Below are 25,479 nucleotides of genomic sequence, written 5' to 3'. Positions count from 1 at the left end.
GTCGTGACCCGCGACGAACCGTTCAACTTCCGGGCGCTAAGATCGGCGCCATGAACGAGCCCATCCTGCTTCCCCGCGACATCGCCCATAACGCCCGCGACTGGTCCGACCTGCAGCGGGCCGTCGCTCTGCTCGAAGCGCCGACCCTGACCGCGCGCATGGCGAACCTGGTCGGTACGCCGCTGGAGTTCGCGGTGAAGGCGCTGCCCAGTTCGGTCTCCAACCGCATCCACGGTGCGGTGCAGGCGGCACTGTCCAAGTCGGCGCAGGCAGCCCTGTGGAGCATGGACAACTCGCCCGGCAAGGGAGCGTCGACCCGCTGGCACAAATTGGCGGCAGCCACCTCCGGTGCGGTCGGCGGTGCCTTCGGCTTTGCCGCCCTGCTCATCGAGCTGCCGGTGTCGACCACGATCATGATGCGTGCGGTGGCCGACGTCGCCCGCAGCGAGGGGTTTGACCTGTCCGAGTTCAGCACCCGCCAGGCGTGCCTGGAAGTGTTCGCGCTGGGCGGCAACTCGCCGCGTGATGACGCCAGCGAGACGGGCTATTACCTGGCCCGCGGCTTCACCACCGATGTGATGCGCCACCTGTCGGCCGAGCTGGCCGGGCGGGTGGTGACCGGCCGCGACCTGACGCTGGGCGTGGCGCCGAAGGAAGCCGGCAAGCTGCTGGCGAAGATGGTGGAGAAGGTGGCGGCGCGCTTCGGCGTGGTTGTTACCGAGAAATTCGCTGCGCAGGCGGTGCCGATCGTTGGTGCGGCCGCGGGTGCAACACTGAATACCATGTTCACCGATTACTACCAGGACATGGCGCGTGGTCACTTCATCGTGCGCCGGCTGGAGTTGAAGTATGGGGAAGATGTGGTGCGCGCCTGCTATGACCGCGTGGCGCATGGCGGCGTGCTGATCGAACCCACGCTGTAACCGGCTTCGCGGTCGGAGCCCTTTGCGTTGCAAAGGGACCCGCCCCCGGTTGCGCGCGGGGCCGGATCCCGTTCCGCAGGAAGGGGCTCTGCCCCCCGGCTGGCCATCCTTGCCTTCGGGGAACAATTGTTTTGCCAGTGCATGCCTGTTGCCTGGCAGCTGGCATCCCCATCCTTTGCGGCAGTCCCCCCGCAAGAGATCGCCGCCATGTTGTTCACTCCCCACCGCTTGGGCGCCTTGACCCTGCCCAACCGCATCGTGATGCCGCCGATGACCCGCTCGCGTGCCGCCGACGGCAACGTCGCCACCGCGGACATGGCCGCCTACTACGCCCAACGCGCCAGTGCCGGCCTGATCGTCAGCGAGGGCACCCAGATCAGCCCGCAGGGCCAGGGCTATGCCTGGACCCCGGGCATCCACAGCCCGGAACAGGTGCAGGGCTGGCGTCGGGTGACCGATGCGGTGCGCGCCGCTGGCGGCCGCATCTACGCCCAGCTGTGGCATGTGGGCCGGGTCTCGCACGTGGCCCTGCAGCCGGGTGGTGCCGCCCCGGTGTCGTCGTCGGCGTTGTTGGCGGAAGGCGTGAAGGTGTTCGTCGACCCGACCGGGGCAGGTCCCGAAGCCGGGGTGGGCGAAATGATCCAGCACTCGATGCCGCGCGCGCTGGCCGAGGACGAAATTCCGGGCATCATCGCCGACTATGCACAGGCCACCCGCAATGCACTGGCCGCCGGCTTCGATGGCGTCGAGCTGCACGGTGCCAATGGCTACCTGATCAACCAGTTCATCGACTCGCAGGCCAACCGGCGCACCGACGGCTATGGCGGCGCGTTGCAGAACCGGCTGCGTTTCCTGCGAGAGGTCGTGCAGGCGGTGACGGCCGTAGCCGGTGGTGACCGCGTCGGTGTCCGTCTGGCGCCGCTGACGACGTTGCAGGGCGCGGTGGACGATACGCCACAGGCGACCTATCTGGCCGCGGCGCACCTGCTGGGTGAGCTGGGCGTGGGCTACCTGCACATCGCCGAAGCCGACTGGGACGATGCACCGCTGATGCCGGTGGCGTTCAAGCAGGCGCTGCGCATGGTCTACCCGGGTACGCTGATCTACGCCGGCAAGTACACCGCCGAACGCGCCGAGCAGGCACTGGCTGAAGGCTGGGCTGACCTGATCGGCTTCGGCCGGCCGTTCATCGCCAACCCGGACCTGCCGGAGCGCCTGCGCCTGGGGGCGGAATTGAACTCGCCGGATCGGGCGACGTTCTTTGGCGGTGGCGTAGAGGGTTTCACTGATTACCCGGCGCTGGAAGAGGTTGCCCAGGCCTGAATGCGCCAGTGCCGACCAACGGTCGGCACCTACCCAGCGGGCGAGGGGTAGTGCCGGCCGCTGGCCGGCATTTCAATGTCGTATCGCCGATGGATGGGTGCCGACCGTTGGTCGGCACTACCGGCATGGATCAAGGCTTGTCGCGCACCAGCGCGTCCGCCTCGACCACACCGCCATCCTTTCCATGCAGGTACAGGTGCATGTCCTGCTGCGGGTACGGGATGTTGATGCCGGCCCTGTCAAAGCCCAGCTTGAGCTGCTCCAGCAGCGTGACCTTGGTGCCGAACCAGTCGGCCGACTTCACGTAGCAGCGGATGCCGAGGTTGATCGCGTGCGCCCCCAACTCGTACACCACCACGTCCGGTGCCGGCGTCTGCAGCACGCGCGGGTCCGCCTTCATCAGCGCCAGCGCGGTGTCGCGTGCCAGCTGGATGTTGTCCTCGTAGCCGATGCCGATCACCAGTTCGACGCGGCGGGTCGGCTCGGCGGTCAGGTTGATGATCGGTGCGGCGGTGATCAGCGTGTTCGGAATGGTGGTGTGCTGGTTGTCGGCACCGGTGATGACGGTCTGGAAAATGCGCACTTCGCGCACCGTGCCGGTCTGTCCGGCAACGGTGACCACGTCGCCGACGCGGAACGGCCGCAATGTCACCAGCATCACGCCCGAGGCGATGTTGGACAGCGAGTCCTTCAGGGCAAGGCCAACGGCCAGGCCGGCGGTGCCGAGCACGGCCAGCAGCGGCGTGATCTGCACGCCCAGCGTGCCGATGGCCAGCACCACCACGATCACCAGCGATGCGGCGTACACCACGTTGCGCAGGAAGCTGCCCAGCATCGGGTCCACGCCCATGCGCGCTGTGGCGCGCGGCATCGCGTTGGACAGGCGACGCGCCACCCACAGGCCCACCAGCAGCACCACGATGGCGGCCAGTAACGGCACACCGTAGGTTTCCAGCAGGCGCTCCCAGTTGAGCGAGTGGAACCAGGGCGTTGCGGCGGGGGCGGGGGTGGGAGGTGCGGCGGCGATCATGCGGAAGTCCTTTGCTGCGTAGCGATGTCTGCGTGGGGCCGGGCGTGCGTGGACGCCAGAAACAGCAAGCCCCGCAGAGGCGGGGCTTGCGTGCAGCAGCAGTATGGGCGGACGTCGATGAAAGCGACGTCAGCCCATCACGGCATCAGCCGTTGGCTTTCAGCTTGGCCAGGCGCAGCCAGGTATCAACCACGGTGTCCGGGTTCAGCGACACCGACTCGATGCCTTCCTGCATCAGCCATTCGGCCAGATCCGGGTGATCGGACGGGCCCTGGCCGCAGATGCCAACGTACTTGCCCTTGGCACGTGCCGACTTGATCGCCATCGACAGCAGCTTTTTCACAGCCGGGTTACGTTCGTCGAACAGGTGCGCGACGATCGACGAGTCGCGGTCCAGGCCCAGGCTCAGCTGGGTCAGGTCGTTGGAGCCGATCGAGAAGCCGTCGAAGATCTCCAGGAACTCATCGGCGAGCAGTGCGTTGGACGGCACTTCGCACATCATGATGATCTTCAGGCCGTTCTCGCCCTGCTTCAGGCCGTTCTGTTCCAGCACCTCGATGACCTTGCGGCCTTCTTCCAGGGTGCGCACGAACGGAATCATGACCCACAGGTTGTCCAGGCCCATTTCGTTGCGCACGCGCAGCACGGCCTTGCACTCCAGCGCGAAGGCGGCCGAGAAGCTCGGATCGACGTAACGGCTGGCGCCGCGGAAGCCGATCATCGGGTTCTCTTCGTGCGGCTCGTAGTTGCTGCCGCCGATCAGGTTGGCGTACTCGTTGGACTTGAAGTCCGACAGGCGCACGATCACGGCGTTCGGGGCGACCGAGGCGGTGAGGGTGGCGATGCCTTCGGCCAGGCGGTCGACGTAGAAGCTGACCGGATCACCGTAGCCGGCGATCTTCTCGTCGATCTTCTTCTTGGTCGCCGCATCCTGGCGGTCGTATTCCAGCAGCGCATTCGGATGGATGCCGATGTGGCTGGCGATGATCATTTCCAGGCGGGCCAGGCCGATGCCGGCGTTCGGCAGCTGGCCGAAGTCGAAGGCACGTTCCGGGTTGGCCACGTTCATCATGATCTTCAGCGGCGCCGGCGGCATGTTGCCCAGATCGGTGGTGGTGCGTTCAAAGCCGAGCTTGCCTTCGTAGATGAAGCCGGTATCGCCTTCAGCGCAGCTGACGGTGACCAGCTGGCCATCTTCGATGACCTGGGTCGCGTTGCCCGAACCAACCACGGCCGGCACGCCCAGCTCGCGCGCGATGATCGCGGCGTGGCAGGTGCGGCCACCGCGGTTGGTGACGATGGCCGAGGCGCGCTTCATCACCGGTTCCCAATCCGGATCGGTCATGTCGGCGATCAGCACGTCGCCGGGCTGCACGCGGTTCATGTCGTCCAGCGTCTTCACCACGCGGGCCACGCCCGAACCGATCTTGGCGCCGACGGCACGGCCCTCGGCCAGCACCTTGCCGCCCTTCTCGGTCAGCGCGAAGCGCTCGATCTGGGTGGCGTGGCTGCGCGACTTCACCGTTTCCGGGCGCGCCTGCACGATGAACAGCTTGCCGCTGACACCGTCCTTGGCCCACTCGATGTCCATCGGGCGGCCGTAGTGCTTTTCGATGACCAGCGCCTGCTTGGCCAGTTCCTGCACGTCCTCGTCGCTGATCGAGAAGGTGGTGCGCAGTTCGGCCGGCGTGTCTTCGATACGGACGCGCTCACCGGGGACATCCGAATACACCATGCGGATCGCCTTGCTGCCGAGCGAGCGGCGCAGGATCGCCGGCTTGCCGGCCTGCAGGGTGGGCTTGTAGACGTAGTATTCGTCCGGATTGACCGCGCCCTGCACGACCATCTCGCCCAAGCCGAACGAGGAGGTGACGAACACCACGTCGCGGAAGCCGGACTCGGTGTCCAGGGTGAACAGCACGCCGGAGGAACCGACGCCCGAACGCACCATCAGCTGCACGCCGGCGGACAGGAACACGTCCTCATGCTTGAAGCCGTGGTGCACGCGGTAGGCGATGGCGCGGTCGTTGTACAGCGAGGCGAACACTTCCTTGACCTTGTGCACGACGTCGTCGGCACCGGTCACGTTGAGGAAGGTTTCCTGCTGGCCGGCGAAGGACGCATCCGGCAGATCCTCGGCAGTGGCAGACGAACGCACGGCCACGGCCACGTCGCCGCCGCCATTCTCGGCGCTCAGCTTGGCGTAGGCGGTGCGGATGTCCTGGTCCAGCTGCGGCTGCAGCGGGGCGTCGATTACCCAGCCGCGGATTTCCTTGCCGGCGGCGGTCAGCGCGTTGACGTCCTCGACGTCCAGCGTGGCCAGCCTGTCGAAGATGCGGTTGGACAGGTCGTTGTGCGCGATGAAGTCCTTGAAGGCTTCAGCGGTGGTGGCATAACCGCCCGGCACCGAAACGCCCAGACCGGCCAGGTTGCCGATCATCTCGCCCAGGGACGAATTCTTGCCGCCTACGCGGGCCAGATCGGCCAGACGCAGTTCGTGCAACCACAGGATGTTCTCGTTCAAGCGCGATGCTCCGTTTGGCCATCGCCCGAGGCGGGCTGAGTGGCCGCGTCCGTAGGAAGAAGCCGATATGATGCCGGGCAGAGCACCGTCGGCACAAGCTTGTGCTGGCGGCCTTTTTAAGCTTCGTAGGGGGTAAAAGCGCGCATGTCGACCATCCGTCCGGTGTTCTACGTTTCCGATGGAACCGGTATCACCGCTGAAACCATTGGGCATAGCCTGTTGACCCAGTTCTCCGGGTTCAGCTTCATTACCGATCGGATGTCGTTTGTCGACGACCCTGAAAAAGCGCGTGAAGCCTGCGCCCGGATCCAGGCGGCGGGGGAGCGCTACCAGGTTCGGCCGATCGTGGTGAACTCCTGCGTGGACCAGAGCCTGAGCCTGATCCTGGCCGACAGCGGGGCGCTGATGCTGGATGTGTTCGCGCCGTTCATCGAGCCGCTGGAGCGCGAACTGGCCAGCCCGCGTCTGGCCCGGGTCGGCCAGGCCCACGGCATGGTCGATTTCGACACGTACCACCGGCGCATCAACGCGATGAACTTCGCCCTGACCCATGACGACGGCATCGCGGTGAACTATGACGACGCCGACGTGATCCTGGTAGCGGTGTCGCGCGCTGGCAAGACGCCCACCTGCATCTACCTGGCCCTGCATTACGGGGTGCGCGCGGCCAACTACCCGTTGACCGACGAGGACCTGGAAAGTGATCGCCTGCCGCCGCGCCTGCGCAACTACCGGCGCAAGCTGTTCGGGTTGACCATCGACCCGGACCGCCTGCAGCAGATCCGCCAGGAGCGCCGTCCGAACTCGCGCTACGCGAACCTGGACACCTGCAAGCGGGAGGTGGCCGCGGCCGAGACCATGTTCCGCATGGAGCGGATCCCGACCCTGAGCACCACCCACACCTCGATCGAGGAGATTTCCAGCAAGGTGCTGGCCACATTGGGGCTGCAGCGCGAGCTGTATTGATCCGTTCCGGCGCGCTGCGGGGCTGCCGGCCAGCGGCCGGCACTACCACGATGAAAGCGACCGACGGGTTGGCTGTGGCTTGAGGCGCCCCCACGTTGAAGCACCAACGTGTAGGATCGACCCATGGCCCGAGCCTTGCCCCGTACCGAACGCATTCCCCGCCTGAGCCGGCTGAGCTGGCTCATGGGCCTGTACGCGGAGAACTACCGCCATCTGGTGCGCCTGTTCGAACCGGCGGGACTGGCGGCGGGCAGCTACATTTCCTCGATCGGTGACGGCCTGGATGTCCGCCTGGACGTGATCGAGTGCCACCGCTACACGGTGGAGCTGCGGCTGACCTACGACATTGCCGACCCGGTCACCGGTGAGCCGGATCCCTCGGCCTATGTCCGCCTGTACCGTGACGCGCGCCAGGCCGAGACCACCCATTGCTACGTCGGCCGCCGCTGGCAGGACACCATGGGCCTGTACCCGCCACCAGCGGAACTGATCAGCCACCGCATGCGGATGAACACCTTCCTCGGCAAGTGGCTGGAATACCTGGCCGAGCGCGGCCACGGCGTCGCCACGCTGCGCCGTGACCCCGATGGCGCCGGTGCGCCTGCCGAGCGCCGCCTGTCGCTGGTGCGCTGATCGGCCATAATCCAGGGCTGACCTGCCGCTGGATGCCGCCCCATGCCGTACACCCCGATCGTCGCCACCCTGGGCTATGTGCTGTCGCCCGATCGTCGCCAGGTGCTGATGATCCATCGCAATACGCGCCCCGGTGACCATCACCTCGGCAAGTACAACGGCCTGGGTGGCAAGATCGAAGCGGACGAGGACGTGGCGGCCAGCATGCGCCGCGAGATTGCCGAGGAAGCCGGCATCGACTGCACCGGCATGCGCCTGCGCGGCACTCTCAGCTGGCCCGGTTTCGGCAAGCACGGCGAAGACTGGCTGGGCTTCGTGTTCGTCATCGACAGCTTCGAAGGCACCCCGCACGGCGGCAACCACGAAGGCACGCTGGAGTGGGTGGATCTGGACAAGCTGGACACGCTGCCGATGTGGGAGGGCGACCGCAACTTCCTGCCGCTGGTGTTCGACGCCGACCCGCGCCCGTTCCACGGCGTGATGCCGTACAAGGACGGCCGCATGGTCAGCTGGTCCTACAGCCGGCTGTGACCCGGCGAATCGGGGAGGTGCCAACCATTCCGGTGGGTGCCAACCTTGGTTGGCAGGCTCTTTCGGTCGATTAATACCCGGGCAATATTGACGGCCATAAATTACCCGGGCAATATTCGCGCATCACCTCTGATGCCATTGCCATGCCTGCGTCCCGACTCCCTCCCTTCAGTTGTTTCGACGGCCATCGCCTCGTTGCTTCCGGCAGCCCGGAAATGGCCGCACTGGCGCTCAAGCGGCTGCGCGCCAGCAACGCGGCCGGACCATTGCTGGTGTTCGACAACGCGACCGGTCGCACCCGCGATTTCGATACGCGCGGCAGTGATGCAGAACTGCTGTCGCGGGTAAGCGCAGCGTTTCCTGTCGTGGAGACGGATGCCGAGGTCACTGCCGAAGACGCTGCGGCGACCCCGCGTGGCCGTGGCCGCCCCAAGCTGGGCGTAGTAGCGCGCGAAGTGACCCTGCTGCCGCGCCACTGGGCGTGGCTGGCAGAGCAGCCGGGCGGGGCCTCGGTGGCATTGCGAAAACTGGTGGAGGCGGCCAGCCGCGCCAGTGCGGACAAGGACCGCCGGCGTCGCGATGCCGAGCGCGCCTATCACTTCCTGCAGACCATCGCCGGTGACCTGCCGGGCTTCGAGGAGGCCATCCGCGTGCTGTTCGCGCACGACCGTGCGGGCCTTGAAGCGGTGCTGCATTCCTGGCCCAGGGATGTGCGTGACCACGCCCTGCGTCTGGCGTTCGACAGCGCTGACGGCTGAACCATCGCGCCGTCGTTGAGCGGCGGCGCCACCTGATCGCGGGCCACGGCCCGGTCCCCTGTGCTTGCTTTGCGGGTGGAAACGCCGGGCAGGGCAGCGCCTTGCCCAGAGAACCCCATGAACTCCCCTGTAGATCCCACGCCCCCGGTCGCGCCGCCTCTGTGGCGCACCTACCTGGCCCTGCTGCTGCCGATGCTGCTGACCAATGCGCTGCAGCTGGCCGCAGGCACGCTGGACAACCTCTTCCTCGGCCATCTGCTCGGGACCCAGGCGGTGGCCGTGGCCGCTGCGTTCTTCCCGGTCTTCTTCCTGCTGCTGGCCCTGGTGATGGGCCTGGCGACCGGCGCGATGGTGCTGATCGGGCAGGCCTGGGGCGCGGGTCGGCCGCAGCAGGTGCGCGCGGTGGCTGGCAGTGCGGTGGCGCTGATCCTTCTGTTGTCGGTGCTGGTGATGGCTCTGGGGAGCGGTTTCACACCACAGCTCCTGATGTCACTGGGTACGCCGGCACCGATCCTCGGTGAGTCCATCGTCTACGCGCGCGTGCTGCTGCTGGCGGCGCCGGCGTTCTTCCTGCTGTGGTTGGCCACTGCCGTGAGCCGCGCAGTAGGCGATGCGAAGACGCCGCTGCATGCGCTGTTGCTGGCCACGGCGGTGGGTATGCTGTGCACGCCGCTGCTGATCCTGGGCTGGGCCGGCCTGCCGCAGCTGGGATCGGCCAGTGCGGCGGTGTCGGCGGCGATTGCCTCGCTGTTGGCCCTGGGCTGGCTGCTGTGGCGTTGGCATCGGGCCGGACATCCCCTGGCACCGGGCCATGAGCTGGTGCATGCCATTCGTTTCGATGGCGCGATCATCCGATCGATGCTGCGCATCGGCCTACCGTCCTCGCTGCAGATGCTCAGCCTGGCCGTCGCCGAAATCGTGTTGCTGGGCTGGATCAACCGCTATGGCTACACGGCCACGGCCGCCTACGGTGCGGTCAACCAGTTGATGAGCTGGGCGCAGTTGCCGGCAATGTCCCTTGGGATCACCGCCACCATCCTCGCGGCGCATGCGATGGGCGCCGGGCGTACGGCACGGCTGCCGGCCATCGCCCGGACTGGCGTGCTGCTGGGACTGGCGACGCTGAGCGTGGTGGTGGCGCTGGTTATGTCGCTGGCACCCTGGCTGACCGGGCTGATCCTGGCGGCAGCCGACGTGCGCGACCTGGCTGCGTTGCAGCTGCGCACTGTGGTGTGGGGCGTGCTGGCGATGGGAGTCAGTGCGGTGCTGGTCGGGGTGATGCGTGGCGGCGGTACGGTATGGTTGCCAGCGTTGCTGGGCATGGCAGCGGTGCTGCTGGTGGAGCTGCCGCTGGCGATGTGGATGCAGGCGCAGCACGGGCTGGCCGGCGTGTGGCGGGCGTGGCCGCTGGGGTTGTTGGCGATGCTGGTGATGCAGGTGATGTGTTTCGCCCGGTGGCGGCGGGTGCACGCTGGGTAGTGCCGGCCGCCGGCCGGCACTCCGGAATGGCAGGGGCAGCCGGCCAGCGGCCGGCTCTACCACTTCAGCGGCGCTGCGCCAGCAGCAGGCGGAAGTACAAGCACAAGGTGTTGACCGCCAGTGCAGCGGCGCGGTTGGGGACTTCGCAGCTGCGCGGCCAGGTTGAAAGCACCCGGCATCATCATCGTCCGTCACCAGGAATCGGACGTGGCGGCGGCGGGCCCGCCGGTGACCATAGCGCCGACCCTGCAACTTGGGAAGTAGGGAAACCCCGCGTCAGGGTGATGAGGAAATGTCCGGTGTCGCAGTCGGTGAGATCTGGTTGTCCACAGGGGGTGTGGATTACGCGTGGGCAACTTTGTGGATAAGCCGCGACAGGCGCCACCCCCCTAGGCTGTCAAGATGGGTGGCGAAAAATTCACCGCCGGTGAGGGCGGGTGAGGGTGCAGTGAAGGGTGGGACCGGCCGGCGCTGTCGCCAGCGGCGGCGCTCGCGGTAACCTGTGGGCCTTGATGCTCCGTGAGACCCCATGAAACGTCATTTCTCGATGCTGCGCGAATTCCAGCTGGCCGACTGGTTCACCCTGGCCAATGCTTTCTGCGGCACCGGTGCGGTCTTCGCCGCGATGCGCTTCCTGCAGGATGGCGAGCGCGGCTACCTGCTGTTCGGCATGGCGCTGATCCCGTTGGCCTTCATCTTCGACGCCCTTGATGGACGCATCGCGCGCTGGCGCAAGTCCAGTTCCACCCTGGGCCGCGAGCTGGACTCGCTGTCCGACGTGATTTCCTTCGGGGTGGCCCCAGCGGCGCTGGCCTATGCCTGTGGCATGCAGGGTGGCTGGGACTGGCTGGTGCTGAGCTACTTCGTCTGCTGCGGCGTCAGCCGCCTGGCACGCTACAACGTCACTGCCGAGGCAATGACCGGCGACGAGGGCAAGGTCACGTATTTCGAGGGCACCCCGATCCCGACCAGCCTGGTGCTGGTGATCGTACTGGCGATCGCCGCCGGCACCGATGCCATCGGCCAGAACATCTGGTTCGGCCAGTGGCAGATCGGACCTTGGCAGCTGCACCCGATGGTGCTGTTGTTCGCGCTGTCCGGGTCGCTGATGATCAGCAAGACCCTGCGCATTCCCAAGCCATGAGCCAGCCCTGCGGAGGCCTGCGATGACCAGCTCGGCCCACGACGCCGGCAGCAGCGATTTCGAGACCCTGGCCCGGCAGTATTTCGGCGCCTGGGGCGATGCCCTGCGCCATGCGGGTGCTCCCGGCGCACCGGCGGGCGACGACCCGGGCAGCTGGCAGCGGCTGTTCGACTGGTGGGGCCAGCTGTTGCCCGAACAGGCGCCCGGCGCGCCGGAAGATGCCGTGCGCCGGTTCCGCGAACAGGCGGGCAGCTGGTACGGCACCATGCAGGAGGTCGCCGCTCGGTTTGCCGGCCGCGACGCCAGCAGTGCCGATGTGGCCCAGGCCTGGCGCGAGGCGGTGCAGGGCCAGGGCGACGGCATGCTGCAATGGATGCTGCAGGGCGCCCGCGGCAGCACCCACGCCGGTGCCGCAGTACCTGAATTCGCCGCATGGCTGCAGCAGTTCCAGCTGCAGGCGGGCCCATGGCTGCAGAGCCCGGCATTCGGCCCCGGCCGCGAGCACCAGGCGCGCTGGCAGGCCCTGCTGCGTGCGCAGGAGGAATACCAGCAGCATTCGCGCGCCTATGTCGATCAGATCAAGCAGGCACTGGACGAGGCCTTCGCGCTGTTCGAGCAGCGCCTGGCCGAGCACGAGCAGCCCGGCAGCCAGCTGACCAGCGCCCGCGCGATGTTCGACCTGTGGATCGAAGTGGCCGAGGAGGCCTACGCCAAGGTCGCCATGTCCGAACCGTTCCAGCAGGTGTACGCCTCGCTGGGCAACGCGCAGATGCGTCTGCGCGCCGGCCTGCAGCGCGAGGTGGAACAGATGAGTGAACGTATCGGCCTGCCGACCCGCAGCGAGATGGATGCCGCACACCGCCGCATCGCCGAGCTGGAGCGCAGCCTGCGCCGGCTGCAGGCACAAGTGGCGGTGCTGGCTGGAACCGCTGCGGTCGATCCGGTGGCGCAGCCAACGCCGGCGAAGGTGAAGCCAGCCGCCCGCAAGGCCGCGAAGAGGGCCGCGCCGGCAAAGAAGGCGGCTGCCAAAAAGTCCGAATCTCGCACCACCTCACGGGCACGTGACCGATGAAGGGACCGCTGGGCTTCAACGCCGATGACCTGATGCAGGAAACCCTGGCGATGCAGCGCAAGCTGATGGAAGGGCTGAAGCTGCTGCCGCAGGTGGAAGACGTTGACTATGGCGTGACCGCCCGCGAGGAAGTGTGGCGCGACGGCAAGGTGGTGCTCTACCGCTTCGTCGGCGAACAGGCGCCGACCCGGCGCACGCCTCTGCTGATCGTCTACGCACTGGTCAACCGGCCGTACATGGTCGACCTGCAGGCCGACCGCTCCCTGGTGCAGAAGCTGTTGGCGCTCGGGCAGGACGTGTACGTGCTGGACTGGGGCTACCCGGATCGTTCGGAGCGCTTCCAGACGCTGGAGGACTATCTGCTGCGCTATATCGATGGTGCGGTGGATGCACTGCGCGTGCGCAGTGGCGGCCCGATCGACCTGCTCGGCATCTGCCAGGGCGGTGTGTTCGCGCTGTGCTATGCCGCGCTGCGCCGGGAGAAGCTGGGCAAGCTGATCACCATGGTCACCCCGGTCGATTTCCAGACGGCCGACAACATGCTCTCGCACTGGGCGCGGCAGGTGGACGTGGATCTGCTGGTGGATACGCTGGGCAACATACCGGCTGACCTGATGAATGCCAGCTACCTGATGCTCAAGCCATTCCGCCTGAACGTGCAGAAGTACGTCGGTCTGCTCGATATCCTCGACGACAAGGCGGCGCTGGAGGATTTCCTGCGCATGGAAAAATGGATCTTCGATTCGCCGGACCTGGCGGGCGAGGCGTTCCGTGACTTCATCAAGCAGTTCTACCAGGGCAACGGCCTGGTGAACGGTACGGTGCGGATCGGCGAGGAAGCCGTGGATCTGTCGCAGGTGACCTTGCCGGTGCTGAACATCTATGCCGAGCAGGACCATCTGGTACCGCCGGACGCCTCGCGCGCGATGCGTGGGCGCCTGGGTACGGACGACTACACCGAGTCCAGTTTCCGCGGTGGCCACATTGGTATCTATGTGTCCGGCCGCGCCCAGCGCGAAGTGCCGGCCACGATCGATGGCTGGTTGAAGGCGCGTGACCTGTAGAGTCGAGCCATGCTCGACTGACCTGGGGGGATGATGACGTACCGGATTTCGTTGATTCTTGCGGCACTGCTGGCAGCACAATTTGCCCACGCCGCACCCAGTGCCGATGCACGCCGGGAGATCGCCCAGCTGATTTCCAGCCTGGACGGCTCGCAGTGCCGTTTCCAGCGCAATGGCAGCTGGTACGACGGCGGCGATGCGCGCGCCCATCTGCAGCGCAAGTACGACTACCTGCTGAAGAAGGACATGGTGGACAGCGCCGAGCAGTTCATCGAGCGCGCCGCCAGCCAGAGCAGCATGAGCGGGAAGCCTTACCGCATCCAGTGCCCGGGGCAGCCTGAACAGACCGCGGCCGCCTGGTTCGGTGCGCGCCTGCAGGCGCTGCGTCTCCGCACGCCGTAGACACGGAGGCGGTGTAGAGTCGCGGCGTGCTCGACTGATTCTGCCCGCAAGCCGAGGAGACACCGCCGTGAACACCACGCCCAAGACGCTGTCGCGTTCATTGAACGACCGCATGATTGCCGGCGTGATGGGCGGCATTGCCCATCGCTTCGGCTGGAACCCCACCCTGGTGCGGATCGTGTTCGTGCTGGTATCGATCGGCTCGGCCGCCTTCCCCGGCATTCTGATCTACCTGATCCTGTGGCTGCTGATTCCGAACGAGGCGGATTGAACACCGCCGCTCGATCCTGGCCGCTCTGGCTGCGCGCGCTGCAGATGCTGGGCGCCGCATGGACGTTGCCCAACACACTGATCGGCCTGATCGGCGGCTTGGCCGGCATGCTTGGCGGCGCGACGCTGCGCTGGAGCGGGCGGGACTGCGCCGTGGTGTTCGATCACTGGCCGTGGGGGCCGGGCGGTGCGATCACCCTGGGCAACGTGATCCTGCATACCGGCCATGACCTCGGCATCTGTTGCCGGACCTATGCGCATCAGGCGGGGTGGGGCGTGGAGCCGCTGATCCGGCTGGACGACCACGAGCGCGCGCACGTTTACCAGTACATGGTGCTGGGGCCGCTGTACCTGCCGGTGTACCTGCTGTGCGGCGGGGTGAGCGCGCGCAACCCGTTCGAGCGGGCGGCCGATCATTTCGCCCGGTTCGGGTGTGGTTGGTGGCCGTAGTTTCCAGCCAACGGCGCAGCCCCTCGTGGGTGGTGATGCCTGGTTGTCAAATGCAAAACCCTCGCGCTGGTCGGTCGGGTTGGGTTCACGGCGTCCCCGGCCTACCCACCCTCCCGGCCAGCCCACAGGAAACCGGCTTTCCGCGACCAACCAAACCACCCACGAGGGGCTGCGCCGTTGGCGGGAATCCCCCACCGATTCGTTAGCCGGAAGTTAAAGATCCGTAAGCATTCTGCAGCGATCCCGCAGTCATCTGCATGCAACCGATCGTCATTAGCCTTCGTGACGTTCCAGTCAGGTTCGACGCGGTAAGCTCTTCCTTGATGAGCTCGCAGCATCGCTCATCGAGCGCAGTACGCAGTAGCAATTTGGAGGAATACATCACATGGCAATCGTTCTTTATGTCGGTGGTAGCAAGGATGGCGAGAAGGGCGTGGTGCCCTACGGCTTCAGCAAATCCCGCGCCGACACCGCGCTGGGGCCGGAGTTCTACACGGAGCGGTTCATGGAACTGCAGGGTGTCGGCAAGGTCCGCCTGATGGCCCTGGAAGGCATGCGTGACGACATCGTCATGCAGCGCGCCGCTCGCCACTACCGCTGACCGACGCAACACGCGGCAGGGCGCGCCCACCATTGCGCGCCCGCGCCGGCATCCCAGCCCCGGGCCAGTCCGAGCCCGCTCTTTGCCAGGATGCCGGCGTCCAATCCGGCTTCGCCGCTGAACCTCGCCCCCTGTCAATGCCTTGTCCGGCTCCGTCGCGGATTGCCAGAATGGGGGCTTCCCGAAACGCGGCACAGACCTGAAGCAATGCACGACGCCAAGAACGCCCAGAGCGCGCTCGCCCAGCAGATCGCCCAGACCATCGCCGACGAGATCGGTGCCCAGTCCGCCCAGGTACGCGCCGCAGTCGGCCTGCTCGACGAAGGCGCCAGCGTTCCGTTCATCGCGCGCTACCGCAAGGAAGTGACCGGTGGCCTGGACGACACCCAGCTGCGCAACCTGGAAACCCGGCTGACCTACCTGCGCGAGCTGGAGGACCGCCGTGCGGCGGTGCTGGCCAGCATCGGCGAGCAGGGCAAGCTCAGTGACGAGCTGCGCAATGACATCCTGGCCGCCGACACCAAGAGCCGGCTGGAAGACCTGTACCTGCCGTACAAGCCCAAGCGCCGCACCCGTGCGCAGATCGCCCGCGAGGCCGGCCTGGAGCCGTTGGCCGATGGCCTGCTGGCCGACCCGACGCAGGACCCGCAGACGTTCGCGGCCACCTTGGTCGACGCCGACAAGGGCGTGGCCGACGCCAAGTCCGCGTTGGAAGGCGCGCGCGCGATCCTGATGGAGCGCTGGGGCGAAGACGCCACGCTGGTCGGTGAACTGCGCACCTGGCTGGGCGAGACCGGCGTGATCCGTGCCCGCGTCGCCGAGGGCAAGGAAACCGAGGGCGCCAAGTACCGCGACTACTTCGAGCATGCCGAGGCGCTGGCGAAGATTCCGTCGCATCGCTTGCTGGCACTGTTCCGTGCGCGCCGCGAGGAGATCCTGTTCCTGGAACTGGACCCGGGCAGCGATGCCGAGGCTGGCCATCAGTACGCCGAAGGACGCGTGGCGCGCAAGGCCGGCATCGCCGACCAGGGCCGTGCCGCCGACCGCTGGCTGCTGGATGCGTGCCGGCTGACCTGGCGTGCCAAGCTGCACACCCATCTGCTGCTGGACCTGTTCAACCAAGCCCGCGAAAAGGCCGAAGCCGAAGCCATCGCGGTGTTCGGCGACAACCTGAAGGACCTGTTGCTGGCGGCACCCGCCGGCCCGAAGACCGTGCTCGGACTGGACCCGGGCATCCGCACCGGCTGCAAGATCGCCGTGGTCGATGCCACCGGCAAGCTGGTCGCCACCGACACCATCTACCCGCACGAGCCGCGTCGCCAGTGGGAGCAGTCGCTGCAGACGATCAAGCAGCTGTGCGCCAAGCACAACGTGGAACTGATCGCGATCGGCAACGGCACCGCCAGCCGCGAAACCGACAAGCTGGCTGGTGAAGCGATCAAGGCCGCTGCCAACCCGAAGCTGCAGAAGGTAGTGGTCAGCGAGGCCGGGGCGTCGGTGTATTCGGCGTCCGAGTTCGCGGCCAGAGAGTTCCCGGAGCTGGACGTGTCGCTACGTGGGGCGGTGTCGATCGCCCGCCGCCTGCAGGACCCGCTGGCCGAACTGGTGAAGATCGAACCCAAGGCGATCGGTGTCGGCCAGTACCAGCACGATGTGGACCAGTACCGCCTGGCGCGCGCGCTGGATGCCCGCGTGGAGGACTGCGTGAACGCGGTGGGCGTGTACGTGAACACCGCTTCGGCTGCACTGTTGTCGCGGGTGTCCGGCCTGTCGGCCACGGTGGCCGAGAACATCGTGCGCCACCGTGATGCGAACGGCCCGTTCAAGCGCCGCAAGGACCTGCTGAAGGTCGCGCGCCTGGGCGAGAAAACCTTTGAACAGTGCGCGGGCTTCCTGCGCATTGCCGACGGTGATGAGCCGCTGGATGCTTCGGCGGTACACCCGGAAGCCTACCCGGTGGTCGAGCGCATCGTGGCCAGCACCGCGCGCCCGATCAAGGCGCTGATCGGTGATGGCAGCTTCCTGCGCGGCCTGAAGGCCGAGCAGTTCACCGATGCCACCTTCGGCGTGCCGACCGTGCGTGACATCCTCAAGGAACTGGAGAAGCCGGGCCGAGACCCACGTCCCGAGTTCAAGGCGGCACGCTTCGCCGAGGGCGTCGAGGACATCAAGGACCTGCGCGAGGGCATGGTGCTCGAGGGTGTGGTCAGCAACGTGGCGGCCTTCGGTGCCTTCGTCGATATCGGTGTGCACCAGGACGGCCTGATCCACATCTCGGCGCTTTCCGATACGTTCGTGAAGGACCCGCGCGACGTGGTCAAGGCCGGTGATATCGTCAAGGTGAAGGTGCTGGAGGTGGACGTGGCGCGCAAGCGCATCGCCCTGACCCGGCGCCTGGACGATACCCCCGGGCAAGCGACCAGCCGCCCGGGCCAGCGTGATGAACGCGGCCATGGGCAGGGTCCGCGCCGCGATGCAGGCGGCCAGAACCGCGGGCCGAACCGGGGCCAAGGCAATGGCGGCCGTCCCGCCGCGTCCGCGCCGCCGGCCAATAACGCCCTGGCCGAGGCCTTCGCCCGCGCCAAGCGCAGTTGAGGACCGCGTTCCCCGTCACACTTGATTCGTGGCGGGGGACTTGTCGATTTTCCCCGTGATTGCGCACACTTGCGCTTGAGGGGAGGCGTCCGGCCACCCCGCTGTTGCTGGGGAGGGCCATGACGCCAGCACGACCCGCCATCTTCGTTGCAGGCCGCAGCGTTCCGCTGCGGTCGGCGCCTGCCCGTGCCGGCAGGGGACCGGATTGATGCCGGGCCAGGGCACCCACGGCAATGGACTGCTGGAGCGCCGCCTGCAGGAGCTGGCGGAAGAGCGTCGCCGCCTGGCGATGATCATCGACGGTACCGCCGCGGGAACCTGGGAATGGAACGTGCAGACCGGCGAGATGCGGGTCAACGCGCGCTGGGCTGAGATCGTCGGCTACCGCCTGGAAGAGCTGCAACCCATCTGCCAGAAGACGTTCCTGAAGCTGGTCCATCCCGATGACATCGCGCTGTCCGATGCGGCGCTGGATGAGCATTTCGAAGGCCGCAGCGACAACTACGCCTGCCTGCTGCGCATGCGCCACAAGAACGGGCAGTGGATCTGGATCCAGGACCGCGGGCGGGTCTTCGAATGGGATGGGCAGGGCAAGCCGCTGTGGATGGCCGGCGCGCATGCTGACGTCACCGAGCTGCAGCAGGCGAGGCAGGACGCGGCCGAGACCCGCCAACGCCTGCAGGCCGTGGTCGATGCGTCCGATGAGGTAGCGGTGATCGCCACCGATACCGATGGCACCATCACCCTGTTCAACACGGGTGCGGAGCGCCTGCTGGGCTACAGCGCAGCGGAGGTGGTCGGCCAGCGCCGGCTCGATGCGTTCCACGATCCGGAGGAACTGAAAGCCTGGCTGGAGCCGCTGGCCGATGCCGAGGGCAACCTTCCCGACGTGTTCGAAGCGCTCAGTGCTCGCGCTGACGGGCAGACCTACTCGCGGCAGTGGACGTTGCTGCGCAAGGAGGGCCTGCCACGCCAGGTGCGCCTGTCGATCAGCCGCATGGAAGGTGCCGAAGGCGCACGCATCGGCTACGTCGGCATGGCCATCGACATCACCGAGATCCTGCAGGCACGGGCTGAGGCGCGGCTGTCGGCGGAAAAGTTCGCCGGTGCATTCACGTCGGCGGCGTTGGGCATGGCGCTGGTGTCGCTGGAGGGGCGTTGGCTGGACGTCAATGATGCGCTGTGCCGGATCCTGGGTTACCCGCGCGAAGAGCTGCTGCAGGTCGACTTCCAGCGCCTGACCCATCCCGATGACCTGCAGACCGACCTGGCCCTGGTGCAGGACCTGCTGGCCGGACGGCGCAGCCATTACCACCTTGAAAAGCGCTATCTCGACCGCGACGGCCGCATCATCTGGGCGCGGCTGTCAGTGTCGCTGGTGCGCAGCGAGCATGGCCAGCCACTGCATTTCGTGTCGCAGATCCAGGACATCACCGCCCAGCGCAGCAGTGAGCAACGCCTGTTCGAGAGCGAACAGCGCAGCCGCATCACCCTGGATGCGGTGGCCGACCTGGTGCTCAGCGTCAACCTTGACGGCCGCATCGACTATGCCAACGCGGCCGCGGTACGCACCCTGGCCGGTGATGGCGCGCTGTCGCTGGCCGGGCACAGGGTGCAGGACGTGCTGGCGCTGACCACCGAGTACGCGCCCGGCTCGGTGCTGGATGTGCAGGTACTCCTGGACCCGGAAAGCAACGCGGTGGACCTGCATGCCGACCTGCTGCTGCGCCTGGGCACGGCAACGGTGCCGGTGGACCTGACGCGGGCCTGGCTGCGCGATGACGAAGGCCATGTGCGCGGCGCGGTGTGGGTGCTGCGCGACGACACCCAGCAGCGGGCGCGGCAGCGCGAAGCCCGCCACCTGGCCGAGATCGATCCACTCACCGAACTGAGCAACCGCCGCGGTTTCGAGGTGCACCTGCAGCAGGCGATCACCCGCGTCGAGCGCACCGGGCAGGCCGCCTCGCTGATGTACATCGATCTGGACCGCTTCAAGCCGGTCAACGACACCTGGGGCCACCTGGCCGGCGATGCCGTGCTGTGGGCGGTGGCCAGTGTGCTGCGACATGGTGTGCGTGATTCGGACGTGGTGGCGCGGCTGGGCGGCGACGAGTTCGCGGTGATCCTGTCCGGGTGTACGCCGCGTCGTGCCGCACGGATCGGCGGTGAGCTCCTGCAGACCCTGTCAGCGCTGTCCATTCCATGGGATCAGCACCGGCTGCGGGTCGGTGCCAGCATCGGCATCGCGCCCCTGGCGGGGGGCATGAGCGTGGACCAGGCAGTGGCCGCTGCCGATGCACAGTGCTACCGGGCCAAGGCGCTGGGGCGCAACAACGTGCAGGTGCAGGGCGAGCTGTCGGGGCTTCCAGGCGACGATGCCGATGCCGCCCAGGACTGATCTCAGCCTGTGAGAGGACGCGCGCGAATACTGCGCGCATCTCCACTCAAGCAGGTGAACCCATGAAGGCCTGGAACCCGGTTGCGGTACGCATGTTCATCCCGGCGCTGGTCGGCTGGTGCCTGGCGCTGGCCACCTGCCTGCGCGCCGAACAGCTGCGCGGGGACCCGCACGCGCAGGCGTTGTTGCCCGTGTTGCAGCAAGGCGCGGTCGCGCTGCTGGTCCTGAGCTTGGCCTGCACGGTTGCGGCCTGCGTGTTGCTGTGGCGGCATGGCCGCGGCGACGGCGGGCGTCTCGCTTCCGGCACTACATCCGTGCGGCGTCCATCAGCAGGACCCGGCACGGTGCGCGCTGGAACGCGTTGATCTGAGGCACCAGACGCTGGAAGTGCTCGCTGGCGCAATGGATATCCAGAGCGTCGCGGTCTGGCCATTGCTCGATGAAGACGAAATGCCCGGGGTCCTTGTGGTCGACGAACAGTTCATAGCCGAGGCAGAGCGGCTCTCGCTGCGTGCATGCGACCAGCTCGCGGTACAGGGGAAGCACGGTATCCACGGCATCGGGATGGATGAAATCCTCGGCGATCACTTTCAGCATGCCGGCACCTGCAGACGGGCCTTGCAGGATAGTGCCAGCGCATGGCCTGCACCTATCCTGGTCAACGCAATACTGCGTCCGTACTGACCAGCTGCACGTCGTGCATCTGATTGAGGTAGGCCTCGTAGTAGCCCTTGTGCGAGGCACCGACGATGGCCAGCATTCGGCTGCCAGGGTGCAGGCCCAGTACGTCGCGGATGTTGGCGACCATGCGCAGGTTGCGGGTTTCCCAGTAACCGACATACATCCGGCCGAACGCCTTGGAGGACGGCTCGACGAGCGTCGCGCCGAAGTCGCTCTGGTACGCTGCCATCGCTGCCGCCGGGCTGTTGTAATCCCGATACAGCGCCATGACGCCACCGGGCTTGTCCAGATTGGCCACGAGGCGTTCATCGGCCTCCCGTCGCGCCCGCAAGTACGTATTGTTCCAGGCACCGGTGATGGCTGCACTGGCCGCCGCCTCATCCTCCGCCGGTGTGGGAGAATCGGCCGTGTGGTCGTCCACGGCCCACAGCCGTTCATGCCCGAGGCGGGCGGCAACGACGGCGGCGATCAGGCTGGTTTCATTGCGGCGGACCAGGCCTTTGCCGAGGATCTCGACCAGGGCCGGCGTCAGCCCATCGCCGGCTTTGCGCTCGGGCGCAGGCAGGCGCAGCCATTGCACCTGCGCCGAGCCGCGTTCGCCCGCAGCCAGGAACAATGCGGCGAGCCGACGACGCTGGGCGGGCGTCGGCTCGTCCGGCCAGGTCGCAAGCAGGCGCTCGGCCTGGGCGTTCGCTGAAGGCACGTCCAGGCCGGTGGCAGCCTGCGCAGCGGTGGTGTCGAAGCAGTAGGTGGCCACGCTCTCCGCATAGCGTTCCGGGTAGCGACGCATGGAATCGCACTGGAGGCCGGACAGGTCTTCGGTGGCGATCAGCCCGGGCTTCCAGGCGACCAGTCGCTGCAGCAACGGTTCAAGCAAGGCGGGCTGGAAGGACTTGGGCAGGCCGGACAGGTGGGCGGTGCCCAGTACCAGTACCTCGTTCGGTCGCCCTGCAGGCGGCCCCTTCAGCTGGTCCGGCTGGAAGGCGGGCCGATAGGTGGCATCGGCAGCGAGGGCGCCGGTACTGCACAGGCCCAGGATCAGGAAGCTGGCCAAGCGTGGGAACATGCGATCTCCGTGTCAGTGAGCGTCCTGCGGTTCGCTGCATGCTGGCCATTTTCACCTGCCATGGAATCGCCCGTTGGTCATGCAAACCTTTCGGGCTTGAGCTGCATCGGCGTGCCGGGCAAGGCTATGCCCAGTGACGGCGGCAACGCGCGATATGTTCCGTGACGACACCCGGTGTCCCCGCCGAGCGTGAGCAGAATGTGAAGTACATCGCGATTGTCTACCGCGCCCCTGCAGCCGCATCTGAAGTTGCGACGGACGTCGCGTAATCCGGCTAAAGCCACCGATCCCCTCGCCGATACTCCCTCTGGATCCCGCTCCAGTCACCCGCCGCAGGACCCCAGGCCGTCCCCGATGGGCGGCCCGCGCTGTGTGTTCCGCCGCTCCCAGATGCCGATGGCACCCGCAGCGGACGTTCGTGGCAGTCGCTCGAGAGGTGCCGGTTGGCCCCTGTAGTCCCTGGCACCTGAAGTTGCCGCCGGGCATCCCGCCCGTCGGGTCGCAACCGCTTACCGGACACCGAGGATCAGACAATGCTCATTCCAGGCTTCACGGCGGGCGCGCAGGCGCCGGCCGAGCTGCATACCCGTTGGTCGCCGTGGCGTGCCCTGCTGGGCGCGCTGGCTCCCCAGCACCGCACCGGCGCCGAGGCCGTGTCCGATGGCCGTGCCGAGCTGGAAGCCCAGGTCGCGGCGCTGCACCGGGTCCAGGCGGTCATCGAGTTCGCCCTCGATGGCACCATCCTGCAGGCCAATGACAACTTCCTGCAGGCGATGGGCTACCGGCTGGAGGAGATCCAGGGAAAGCATCATTCCCTGTTCGTCGATCCCGAGCAGGCGCGCAGCGCCGAGTACCGCGAGTTCTGGGCGCGGCTGGGGCGTGGCGAATATGACGCTGGCCAGTACCGGCGCTTCGGCAAGGGCCAGCGCGAGATCTGGATCCAGGCCTCGTACAACCCGGTGCTGGACCGGCAGGGGCGGCCATACAAGGTGGTCAAGTTCGCCACCGACATCACTGCGCAGAAGCTGCAGGCAGCCGACTCGGCCGGGCAGCTGGCGGCGATCGACAAGTCGCAGGCGGTGATCGAGTTCGGCATGGACGGCCGCATCCTTTCGGCCAACGACAACTTCCTGGCCGCCACCGGCTACAGCCTGGACGACGTGCGTGGCCAGCACCACTCGCTGTTCGTCGAGCCCGAGTATCGTGGCAGTGCCGAGTATCGCCAGTTCTGGGAGAAGCTCGGCCGTGGCGAATACGATGCCGGCCAGTACCGGCGCCTCGGCAAGGGCGGGCGCGAGGTCTGGATCCAGGCGTCCTACAACCCGATCCTGGATCTCAACGGAAAGCCGTTCAAGGTGGTCAAGTACGCCACCGACATCACCGCGCAGGTGCATGAGAACCAAGCCATGCAACGTGCCGTGGCGCAGACCCGTGAAGTGGTGGCGGCCGCGAAGGAAGGCGACCTGACCCGGCGCGTGACCACTGCCGACAAGAACGGGCCGATCGCCGAGCTGTGCGAAGGCGTGAATTCGTTGGTGGAGGCGATGGCCGCGATCATCGCCCAGATCAAGTTCGCCGCCGACACCATCGCCGTCGGTGCCACCGAGATCGCGCAGGGCAACAGCGATCTGTCGCAGCGCACCGAGCAGCAGGCCGCGTCGCTGGAGGAGACCGCGGTGTCGATGAAGGGCCTGGCCGAGACCGTGCAGCGCACCGCGACCAACGCACGGCAGGCCAGTCAGCTGGCCGGTGGTGCTGCTGATGTCGCTGCCCGCGGTGGCAACGTGGTGCACGAAGTGGTCGAGACCATGGCCGTGATCAACGCGTCCTCGCGGCGCATCGTCGACATCATCGGCGTGATCGACGGCATTGCTTTCCAGACCAACATCCTTGCGTTGAACGCGGCGGTGGAAGCAGCGCGTGCGGGCGAACACGGGCGTGGCTTCGCCGTGGTCGCCACCGAGATCCGCGAACTGTCGCAGCGCTCGGCCAGTGCCGCGAAGGAGATCAAGCAGCTGATCGATGCGTCGGTGGCCAATGTCGGCGCCGGTACCGTGCAGGTTGAGAGCGCCGGACGCACCATGGACGAGATCGTGGTCAATGTGCGCCGTGTCAGTGACCTGATGTCCGAGATCAGCACGGCCGCGCAGCAGCAGAGCGACGACATCCAGCAGATGAACCATGCCGTCGATCTGATCGATCAGGGCACCCAGCAGAACGCCGCGCTGGTCGAGGAAGCCTCGGCCGCAGCGCGCAGCATGGAGGAGCAGTCGGCGCAGCTTCTGCAGACCGTGGCCAGCTTCCGCGTGCAGGGTGGGGCGGGGCACCTGCATGGCGCGGCGGTGCTGCGCGCGGTCTAGGCCCGGCGGTCGGAGTGTTGTTCCCCGGCATCGTGGGTCGGCCTGCTCATGCGCAGCCTGCCAGGCTACGCCGATGCTGATGGTCACATGGGGCCTCAGCGGCGGGCAGTGCGGCGGTTTCCACGGCGGCGCGCAGGCGCTCGCAGGGTGGCGATGAATTCCTCGCCGCCGTCGCGGGCCAGCAGGTCATCACTGCGTTGCGGGCAGCCGTCGAGGATCGCGGCGACCGCCTGCAGGGTGTTGGCGTCCCAGCGCCCGGCGCTGATCGGATGCGTCAGGCAGATGGCGGGCGATCTGCAGCGCCATCGCCCGTTCGGAAACGTCGCCCCAGCTGGTGTGCTCGATCACGCCCGGCAGCGAGAAGTAGTGGGACCGGGCGACGGCCTCGGACGCCCGCAGGAGGGGCAATCGCGCGGGCAGGGCATGCTGGGGCATCTTCGCCAGTGTCGGCGCTCTGGCCCGGGAAATGCAAAAGGCCAGGTCATGGACCTGGCCTTTGATGCAGTGGTGCCGGTGAAAGGACTCGAACCTTCATGGGGTCACCCCCGGCTGATTTTGAGTCAGCTGCGTATACCATTCCGCCACACCGGCAGGCAGCGTGCGAGTGTAACCGAGGTCGGCAGGCGATGCATAGTAGGAGGGCCTATGAGGGCGGTTTCTGTCGGCATTGGCCCCTTGATAGCTATACTCCCAGCGTGCAATTGCCTCCAGGAGCGGTAGCCGATGACAGTGTTGCAGGACCTGAGGGTGCTGGTGGTCGAGAACGACGAAATGAGCGCGGCCCTGCTGCAGATGCAGCTGGTGCATGCCGGTGCGGTCGTGGTTGGCCTCGCGGCGAGTGTGTCCGAGGCCCTGCGGCTGCTGGAGCAGAGCACTCCTGACGTGGCCCTGCTGGACTACCGGCTGGCCCGCAACGAGACCAGTGAACCGGTGGCTGCAGCGCTTTCGGCACGTGGCATTCCGTTCGTGCTGGCCACCGGAATGCTGGCCGAGCAGCTGCCAACACCGATGTTGGCCGGCCTGTTGCTGGTCAAGCCCTACCTGTCGGCCGATCTGTCACGCGCGCTGGCGCGTGCGGTGGGTCGCTCCAGCGTCAAGGCCTGAGCAGTCCGCCGCGCGCTGGCAGGGGTCTGCTGCCGAGGCCTGAATACTCAGGCCTGCGATGTGTGGCGGCAACCCCTGATCCAGGAACCCCGCCCAGGCGGGGTT

Annotated in this window: 23 protein-coding genes, 1 tRNA gene and 1 pseudogene; 19 read left to right on the top strand and 6 right to left on the bottom strand. The window is 67.1% G+C overall.

The genetic code is table 11. From position 1 onward, the window contains the following. Positions 1–50: 50 nt before the first annotated feature. Both AC10QF_RS09685 and AC10QF_RS09680 read left to right on the top strand, forming a co-directional pair. Positions 51–923, top strand: a complete 873-nt coding sequence (locus tag AC10QF_RS09685; protein ID WP_069138239.1) for an EcsC family protein — start codon at positions 51–53, stop codon at positions 921–923. A gap of 207 nt (positions 924–1,130) precedes the next feature. Continuing rightward, positions 1,131–2,246 carry an alkene reductase gene (locus AC10QF_RS09680; protein ID WP_494542094.1) on the top strand — a complete coding sequence of 372 codons (1,116 nt, stop codon included), beginning with the start codon at positions 1,131–1,133 and terminating at the stop codon, positions 2,244–2,246. A 130-nt stretch (positions 2,247–2,376) separates the two neighbouring features. Here the strand turns inward: AC10QF_RS09680 and AC10QF_RS09675 are convergent, their stop codons facing one another. After that, positions 2,377–3,276, bottom strand: a complete 900-nt coding sequence (locus AC10QF_RS09675) for a mechanosensitive ion channel family protein (protein WP_065186198.1) — start codon at positions 3,274–3,276, stop codon at positions 2,377–2,379. Between the two features lie 145 nt (positions 3,277–3,421). Next, positions 3,422–5,800 carry a phosphoenolpyruvate synthase gene (gene ppsA / locus AC10QF_RS09670; protein ID WP_494542093.1) on the bottom strand — a complete coding sequence of 793 codons (2,379 nt, stop codon included), beginning with the start codon at positions 5,798–5,800 and terminating at the stop codon, positions 3,422–3,424. A 144-nt stretch (positions 5,801–5,944) separates the two neighbouring features. Between ppsA and ppsR the strand changes: the two genes are divergently transcribed. The 15 genes from ppsR to AC10QF_RS09595 all read left to right on the top strand — a co-directional run bounded on the left by ppsR (position 5,945) and on the right by AC10QF_RS09595 (position 20,528). After that, positions 5,945–6,766 carry a posphoenolpyruvate synthetase regulatory kinase/phosphorylase PpsR gene (gene ppsR, locus AC10QF_RS09665; RefSeq protein WP_005417170.1) on the top strand — a complete coding sequence of 274 codons (822 nt, stop codon included), beginning with the start codon at positions 5,945–5,947 and terminating at the stop codon, positions 6,764–6,766. A gap of 123 nt (positions 6,767–6,889) precedes the next feature. Continuing rightward, entirely contained in the window at positions 6,890–7,399 is a 510-nt protein-coding gene (locus AC10QF_RS09660) for a DUF1249 domain-containing protein (RefSeq protein WP_032954273.1), read from the top strand. Positions 7,400–7,441: 42 nt separating this feature from the next. Continuing rightward, positions 7,442–7,930, top strand: a complete 489-nt coding sequence (locus AC10QF_RS09655) for an NUDIX hydrolase (protein ID WP_005417168.1) — start codon at positions 7,442–7,444, stop codon at positions 7,928–7,930. Positions 7,931–8,073: 143 nt separating this feature from the next. Continuing rightward, the gene (locus AC10QF_RS09650) at positions 8,074–8,688 is read left to right on the top strand and encodes a DUF2239 family protein (RefSeq protein WP_164282735.1); all 615 of its coding nucleotides are present in this window, start codon (positions 8,074–8,076) and stop codon (positions 8,686–8,688) included. A gap of 117 nt (positions 8,689–8,805) precedes the next feature. After that, positions 8,806–10,167 carry an MATE family efflux transporter gene (locus AC10QF_RS09645; RefSeq protein ID WP_447906614.1) on the top strand — a complete coding sequence of 454 codons (1,362 nt, stop codon included), beginning with the start codon at positions 8,806–8,808 and terminating at the stop codon, positions 10,165–10,167. 529 nt (positions 10,168–10,696) lie between these two features. Continuing rightward, a complete protein-coding gene (locus AC10QF_RS09640) occupies positions 10,697–11,311 on the top strand; it encodes a CDP-alcohol phosphatidyltransferase family protein (RefSeq protein ID WP_019660264.1) in 615 nt (204 codons plus the stop codon). A 22-nt stretch (positions 11,312–11,333) separates the two neighbouring features. Next, entirely contained in the window at positions 11,334–12,383 is a 1,050-nt protein-coding gene (gene phaE, locus AC10QF_RS09635) for a class III poly(R)-hydroxyalkanoic acid synthase subunit PhaE (RefSeq protein ID WP_494542092.1), read from the top strand. After that, positions 12,380–13,447 carry a class III poly(R)-hydroxyalkanoic acid synthase subunit PhaC gene (phaC, locus tag AC10QF_RS09630; RefSeq protein WP_005417157.1) on the top strand — a complete coding sequence of 356 codons (1,068 nt, stop codon included), beginning with the start codon at positions 12,380–12,382 and terminating at the stop codon, positions 13,445–13,447. The genes phaE and phaC overlap by 4 nt, the downstream gene beginning before the upstream one ends. 33 nt (positions 13,448–13,480) lie before the next feature. After that, a complete protein-coding gene (locus AC10QF_RS09625) occupies positions 13,481–13,849 on the top strand; it encodes a YfeK family protein (RefSeq protein ID WP_032954276.1) in 369 nt (122 codons plus the stop codon). 112 nt (positions 13,850–13,961) lie between these two features. Beyond that, the gene (locus AC10QF_RS09620) at positions 13,962–14,120 is read left to right on the top strand and encodes a PspC domain-containing protein (protein ID WP_194430536.1); all 159 of its coding nucleotides are present in this window, start codon (positions 13,962–13,964) and stop codon (positions 14,118–14,120) included. Positions 14,121–14,164: 44 nt separating this feature from the next. After that, positions 14,165–14,569, top strand: a complete 405-nt coding sequence (locus AC10QF_RS09615; protein ID WP_111177378.1) for a hypothetical protein — start codon at positions 14,165–14,167, stop codon at positions 14,567–14,569. 385 nt (positions 14,570–14,954) lie between these two features. Beyond that, positions 14,955–15,170 (top strand): hypothetical protein, encoded by a 216-nt coding sequence (locus AC10QF_RS09610; protein ID WP_005417149.1) that lies wholly within the window; start codon positions 14,955–14,957, stop codon positions 15,168–15,170. 207 nt (positions 15,171–15,377) lie between these two features. Beyond that, entirely contained in the window at positions 15,378–17,765 is a 2,388-nt protein-coding gene (locus AC10QF_RS09605) for a Tex family protein (protein ID WP_494542091.1), read from the top strand. A 208-nt stretch (positions 17,766–17,973) separates the two neighbouring features. After that, positions 17,974–20,163: a PAS domain S-box protein gene (locus AC10QF_RS09600; RefSeq protein ID WP_069138245.1), complete on the top strand. Its 2,190-nt coding sequence runs from the start codon at positions 17,974–17,976 to the stop codon at positions 20,161–20,163. Positions 20,164–20,225: 62 nt separating this feature from the next. Continuing rightward, positions 20,226–20,528 (top strand): hypothetical protein, encoded by a 303-nt coding sequence (locus AC10QF_RS09595; RefSeq protein WP_049435379.1) that lies wholly within the window; start codon positions 20,226–20,228, stop codon positions 20,526–20,528. Here AC10QF_RS09595 and AC10QF_RS09590 read toward each other — a convergent pair. Together AC10QF_RS09590 and AC10QF_RS09585 are read right to left on the bottom strand one after the other, a co-directional pair. Further along, the gene (locus tag AC10QF_RS09590; RefSeq protein WP_099495730.1) at positions 20,470–20,760 is read right to left on the bottom strand and encodes a putative quinol monooxygenase; all 291 of its coding nucleotides are present in this window, start codon (positions 20,758–20,760) and stop codon (positions 20,470–20,472) included. The two genes, AC10QF_RS09595 and AC10QF_RS09590, sit on opposite strands and share 59 nt — an antisense overlap. A gap of 61 nt (positions 20,761–20,821) precedes the next feature. Beyond that, entirely contained in the window at positions 20,822–21,910 is a 1,089-nt protein-coding gene (locus AC10QF_RS09585; protein ID WP_069138246.1) for a DUF5694 domain-containing protein, read from the bottom strand. A gap of 533 nt (positions 21,911–22,443) precedes the next feature. Here AC10QF_RS09585 and AC10QF_RS09580 point away from each other — a divergent pair. Then, positions 22,444–24,270, top strand: coding sequence for a methyl-accepting chemotaxis protein (locus AC10QF_RS09580; protein ID WP_494542090.1), 1,827 nt, complete (start codon positions 22,444–22,446; stop codon positions 24,268–24,270). Between the two features lie 30 nt (positions 24,271–24,300). On the opposite strand, the pseudogene AC10QF_RS09575 reads toward AC10QF_RS09580, so the two are convergent. Together AC10QF_RS09575 and AC10QF_RS09570 are read right to left on the bottom strand one after the other, a co-directional pair. Further along, positions 24,301–24,506, bottom strand: a pseudogene (locus AC10QF_RS09575) (nucleotidyl cyclase domain-containing protein); the annotation flags it as partial. 269 nt (positions 24,507–24,775) lie between these two features. Then, positions 24,776–24,861 (bottom strand) — tRNA-Leu (locus AC10QF_RS09570). 132 nt (positions 24,862–24,993) lie between these two features. Here AC10QF_RS09570 and AC10QF_RS09565 point away from each other — a divergent pair. Then, the gene (locus AC10QF_RS09565; RefSeq protein ID WP_111177286.1) at positions 24,994–25,374 is read left to right on the top strand and encodes a response regulator; all 381 of its coding nucleotides are present in this window, start codon (positions 24,994–24,996) and stop codon (positions 25,372–25,374) included. Positions 25,375–25,479 lie beyond the last annotated feature (105 nt).

This window comes from Stenotrophomonas maltophilia complex sp. Om-AH-Sm3 (assembly GCF_059337855.1).
The sequence above is the reverse complement of the archived record's forward strand: the minus strand, read 5'-3'. Positions and strand labels throughout refer to the sequence as shown.

Excerpts from the sequence above, each read along its gene's own strand:
- AC10QF_RS09595 (WP_049435379.1), top strand. The coding sequence starts at position 20,226 with ATGAAGGCCTGGAACCCGGTTGCGGTACGCATGTTCATCCCGGCGCTG.
- AC10QF_RS09625 (WP_032954276.1), top strand. The coding sequence starts at position 13,481 with ATGACGTACCGGATTTCGTTGATTCTTGCGGCACTGCTGGCAGCACAA.
- AC10QF_RS09590 (WP_099495730.1), bottom strand. The coding sequence starts at position 20,760 with ATGCTGAAAGTGATCGCCGAGGATTTCATCCATCCCGATGCCGTGGAT.
- AC10QF_RS09640 (WP_019660264.1), top strand. The coding sequence starts at position 10,697 with ATGAAACGTCATTTCTCGATGCTGCGCGAATTCCAGCTGGCCGACTGG.
- AC10QF_RS09615 (WP_111177378.1), top strand. The coding sequence starts at position 14,165 with ATGCTGGGCGCCGCATGGACGTTGCCCAACACACTGATCGGCCTGATC.
- AC10QF_RS09620 (WP_194430536.1), top strand. The coding sequence starts at position 13,962 with ATGATTGCCGGCGTGATGGGCGGCATTGCCCATCGCTTCGGCTGGAAC.
- AC10QF_RS09565 (WP_111177286.1), top strand. The coding sequence starts at position 24,994 with ATGACAGTGTTGCAGGACCTGAGGGTGCTGGTGGTCGAGAACGACGAA.
- phaC (WP_005417157.1), top strand. The coding sequence starts at position 12,380 with ATGAAGGGACCGCTGGGCTTCAACGCCGATGACCTGATGCAGGAAACC.
- AC10QF_RS09650 (WP_164282735.1), top strand. The coding sequence starts at position 8,074 with ATGCCTGCGTCCCGACTCCCTCCCTTCAGTTGTTTCGACGGCCATCGC.
- AC10QF_RS09655 (WP_005417168.1), top strand. The coding sequence starts at position 7,442 with ATGCCGTACACCCCGATCGTCGCCACCCTGGGCTATGTGCTGTCGCCC.
- phaE (WP_494542092.1), top strand. The coding sequence starts at position 11,334 with ATGACCAGCTCGGCCCACGACGCCGGCAGCAGCGATTTCGAGACCCTG.
- AC10QF_RS09600 (WP_069138245.1), top strand. The coding sequence starts at position 17,974 with ATGCCGGGCCAGGGCACCCACGGCAATGGACTGCTGGAGCGCCGCCTG.
- AC10QF_RS09645 (WP_447906614.1), top strand. The coding sequence starts at position 8,806 with ATGAACTCCCCTGTAGATCCCACGCCCCCGGTCGCGCCGCCTCTGTGG.
- AC10QF_RS09605 (WP_494542091.1), top strand. The coding sequence starts at position 15,378 with ATGCACGACGCCAAGAACGCCCAGAGCGCGCTCGCCCAGCAGATCGCC.
- AC10QF_RS09685 (WP_069138239.1), top strand. The coding sequence starts at position 51 with ATGAACGAGCCCATCCTGCTTCCCCGCGACATCGCCCATAACGCCCGC.
- AC10QF_RS09660 (WP_032954273.1), top strand. The coding sequence starts at position 6,890 with ATGGCCCGAGCCTTGCCCCGTACCGAACGCATTCCCCGCCTGAGCCGG.
- ppsR (WP_005417170.1), top strand. The coding sequence starts at position 5,945 with ATGTCGACCATCCGTCCGGTGTTCTACGTTTCCGATGGAACCGGTATC.
- AC10QF_RS09680 (WP_494542094.1), top strand. The coding sequence starts at position 1,131 with ATGTTGTTCACTCCCCACCGCTTGGGCGCCTTGACCCTGCCCAACCGC.
- AC10QF_RS09580 (WP_494542090.1), top strand. The coding sequence starts at position 22,444 with ATGCTCATTCCAGGCTTCACGGCGGGCGCGCAGGCGCCGGCCGAGCTG.
- AC10QF_RS09610 (WP_005417149.1), top strand. The coding sequence starts at position 14,955 with ATGGCAATCGTTCTTTATGTCGGTGGTAGCAAGGATGGCGAGAAGGGC.
- AC10QF_RS09675 (WP_065186198.1), bottom strand. The coding sequence starts at position 3,276 with ATGATCGCCGCCGCACCTCCCACCCCCGCCCCCGCCGCAACGCCCTGG.
- AC10QF_RS09585 (WP_069138246.1), bottom strand. The coding sequence starts at position 21,910 with ATGTTCCCACGCTTGGCCAGCTTCCTGATCCTGGGCCTGTGCAGTACC.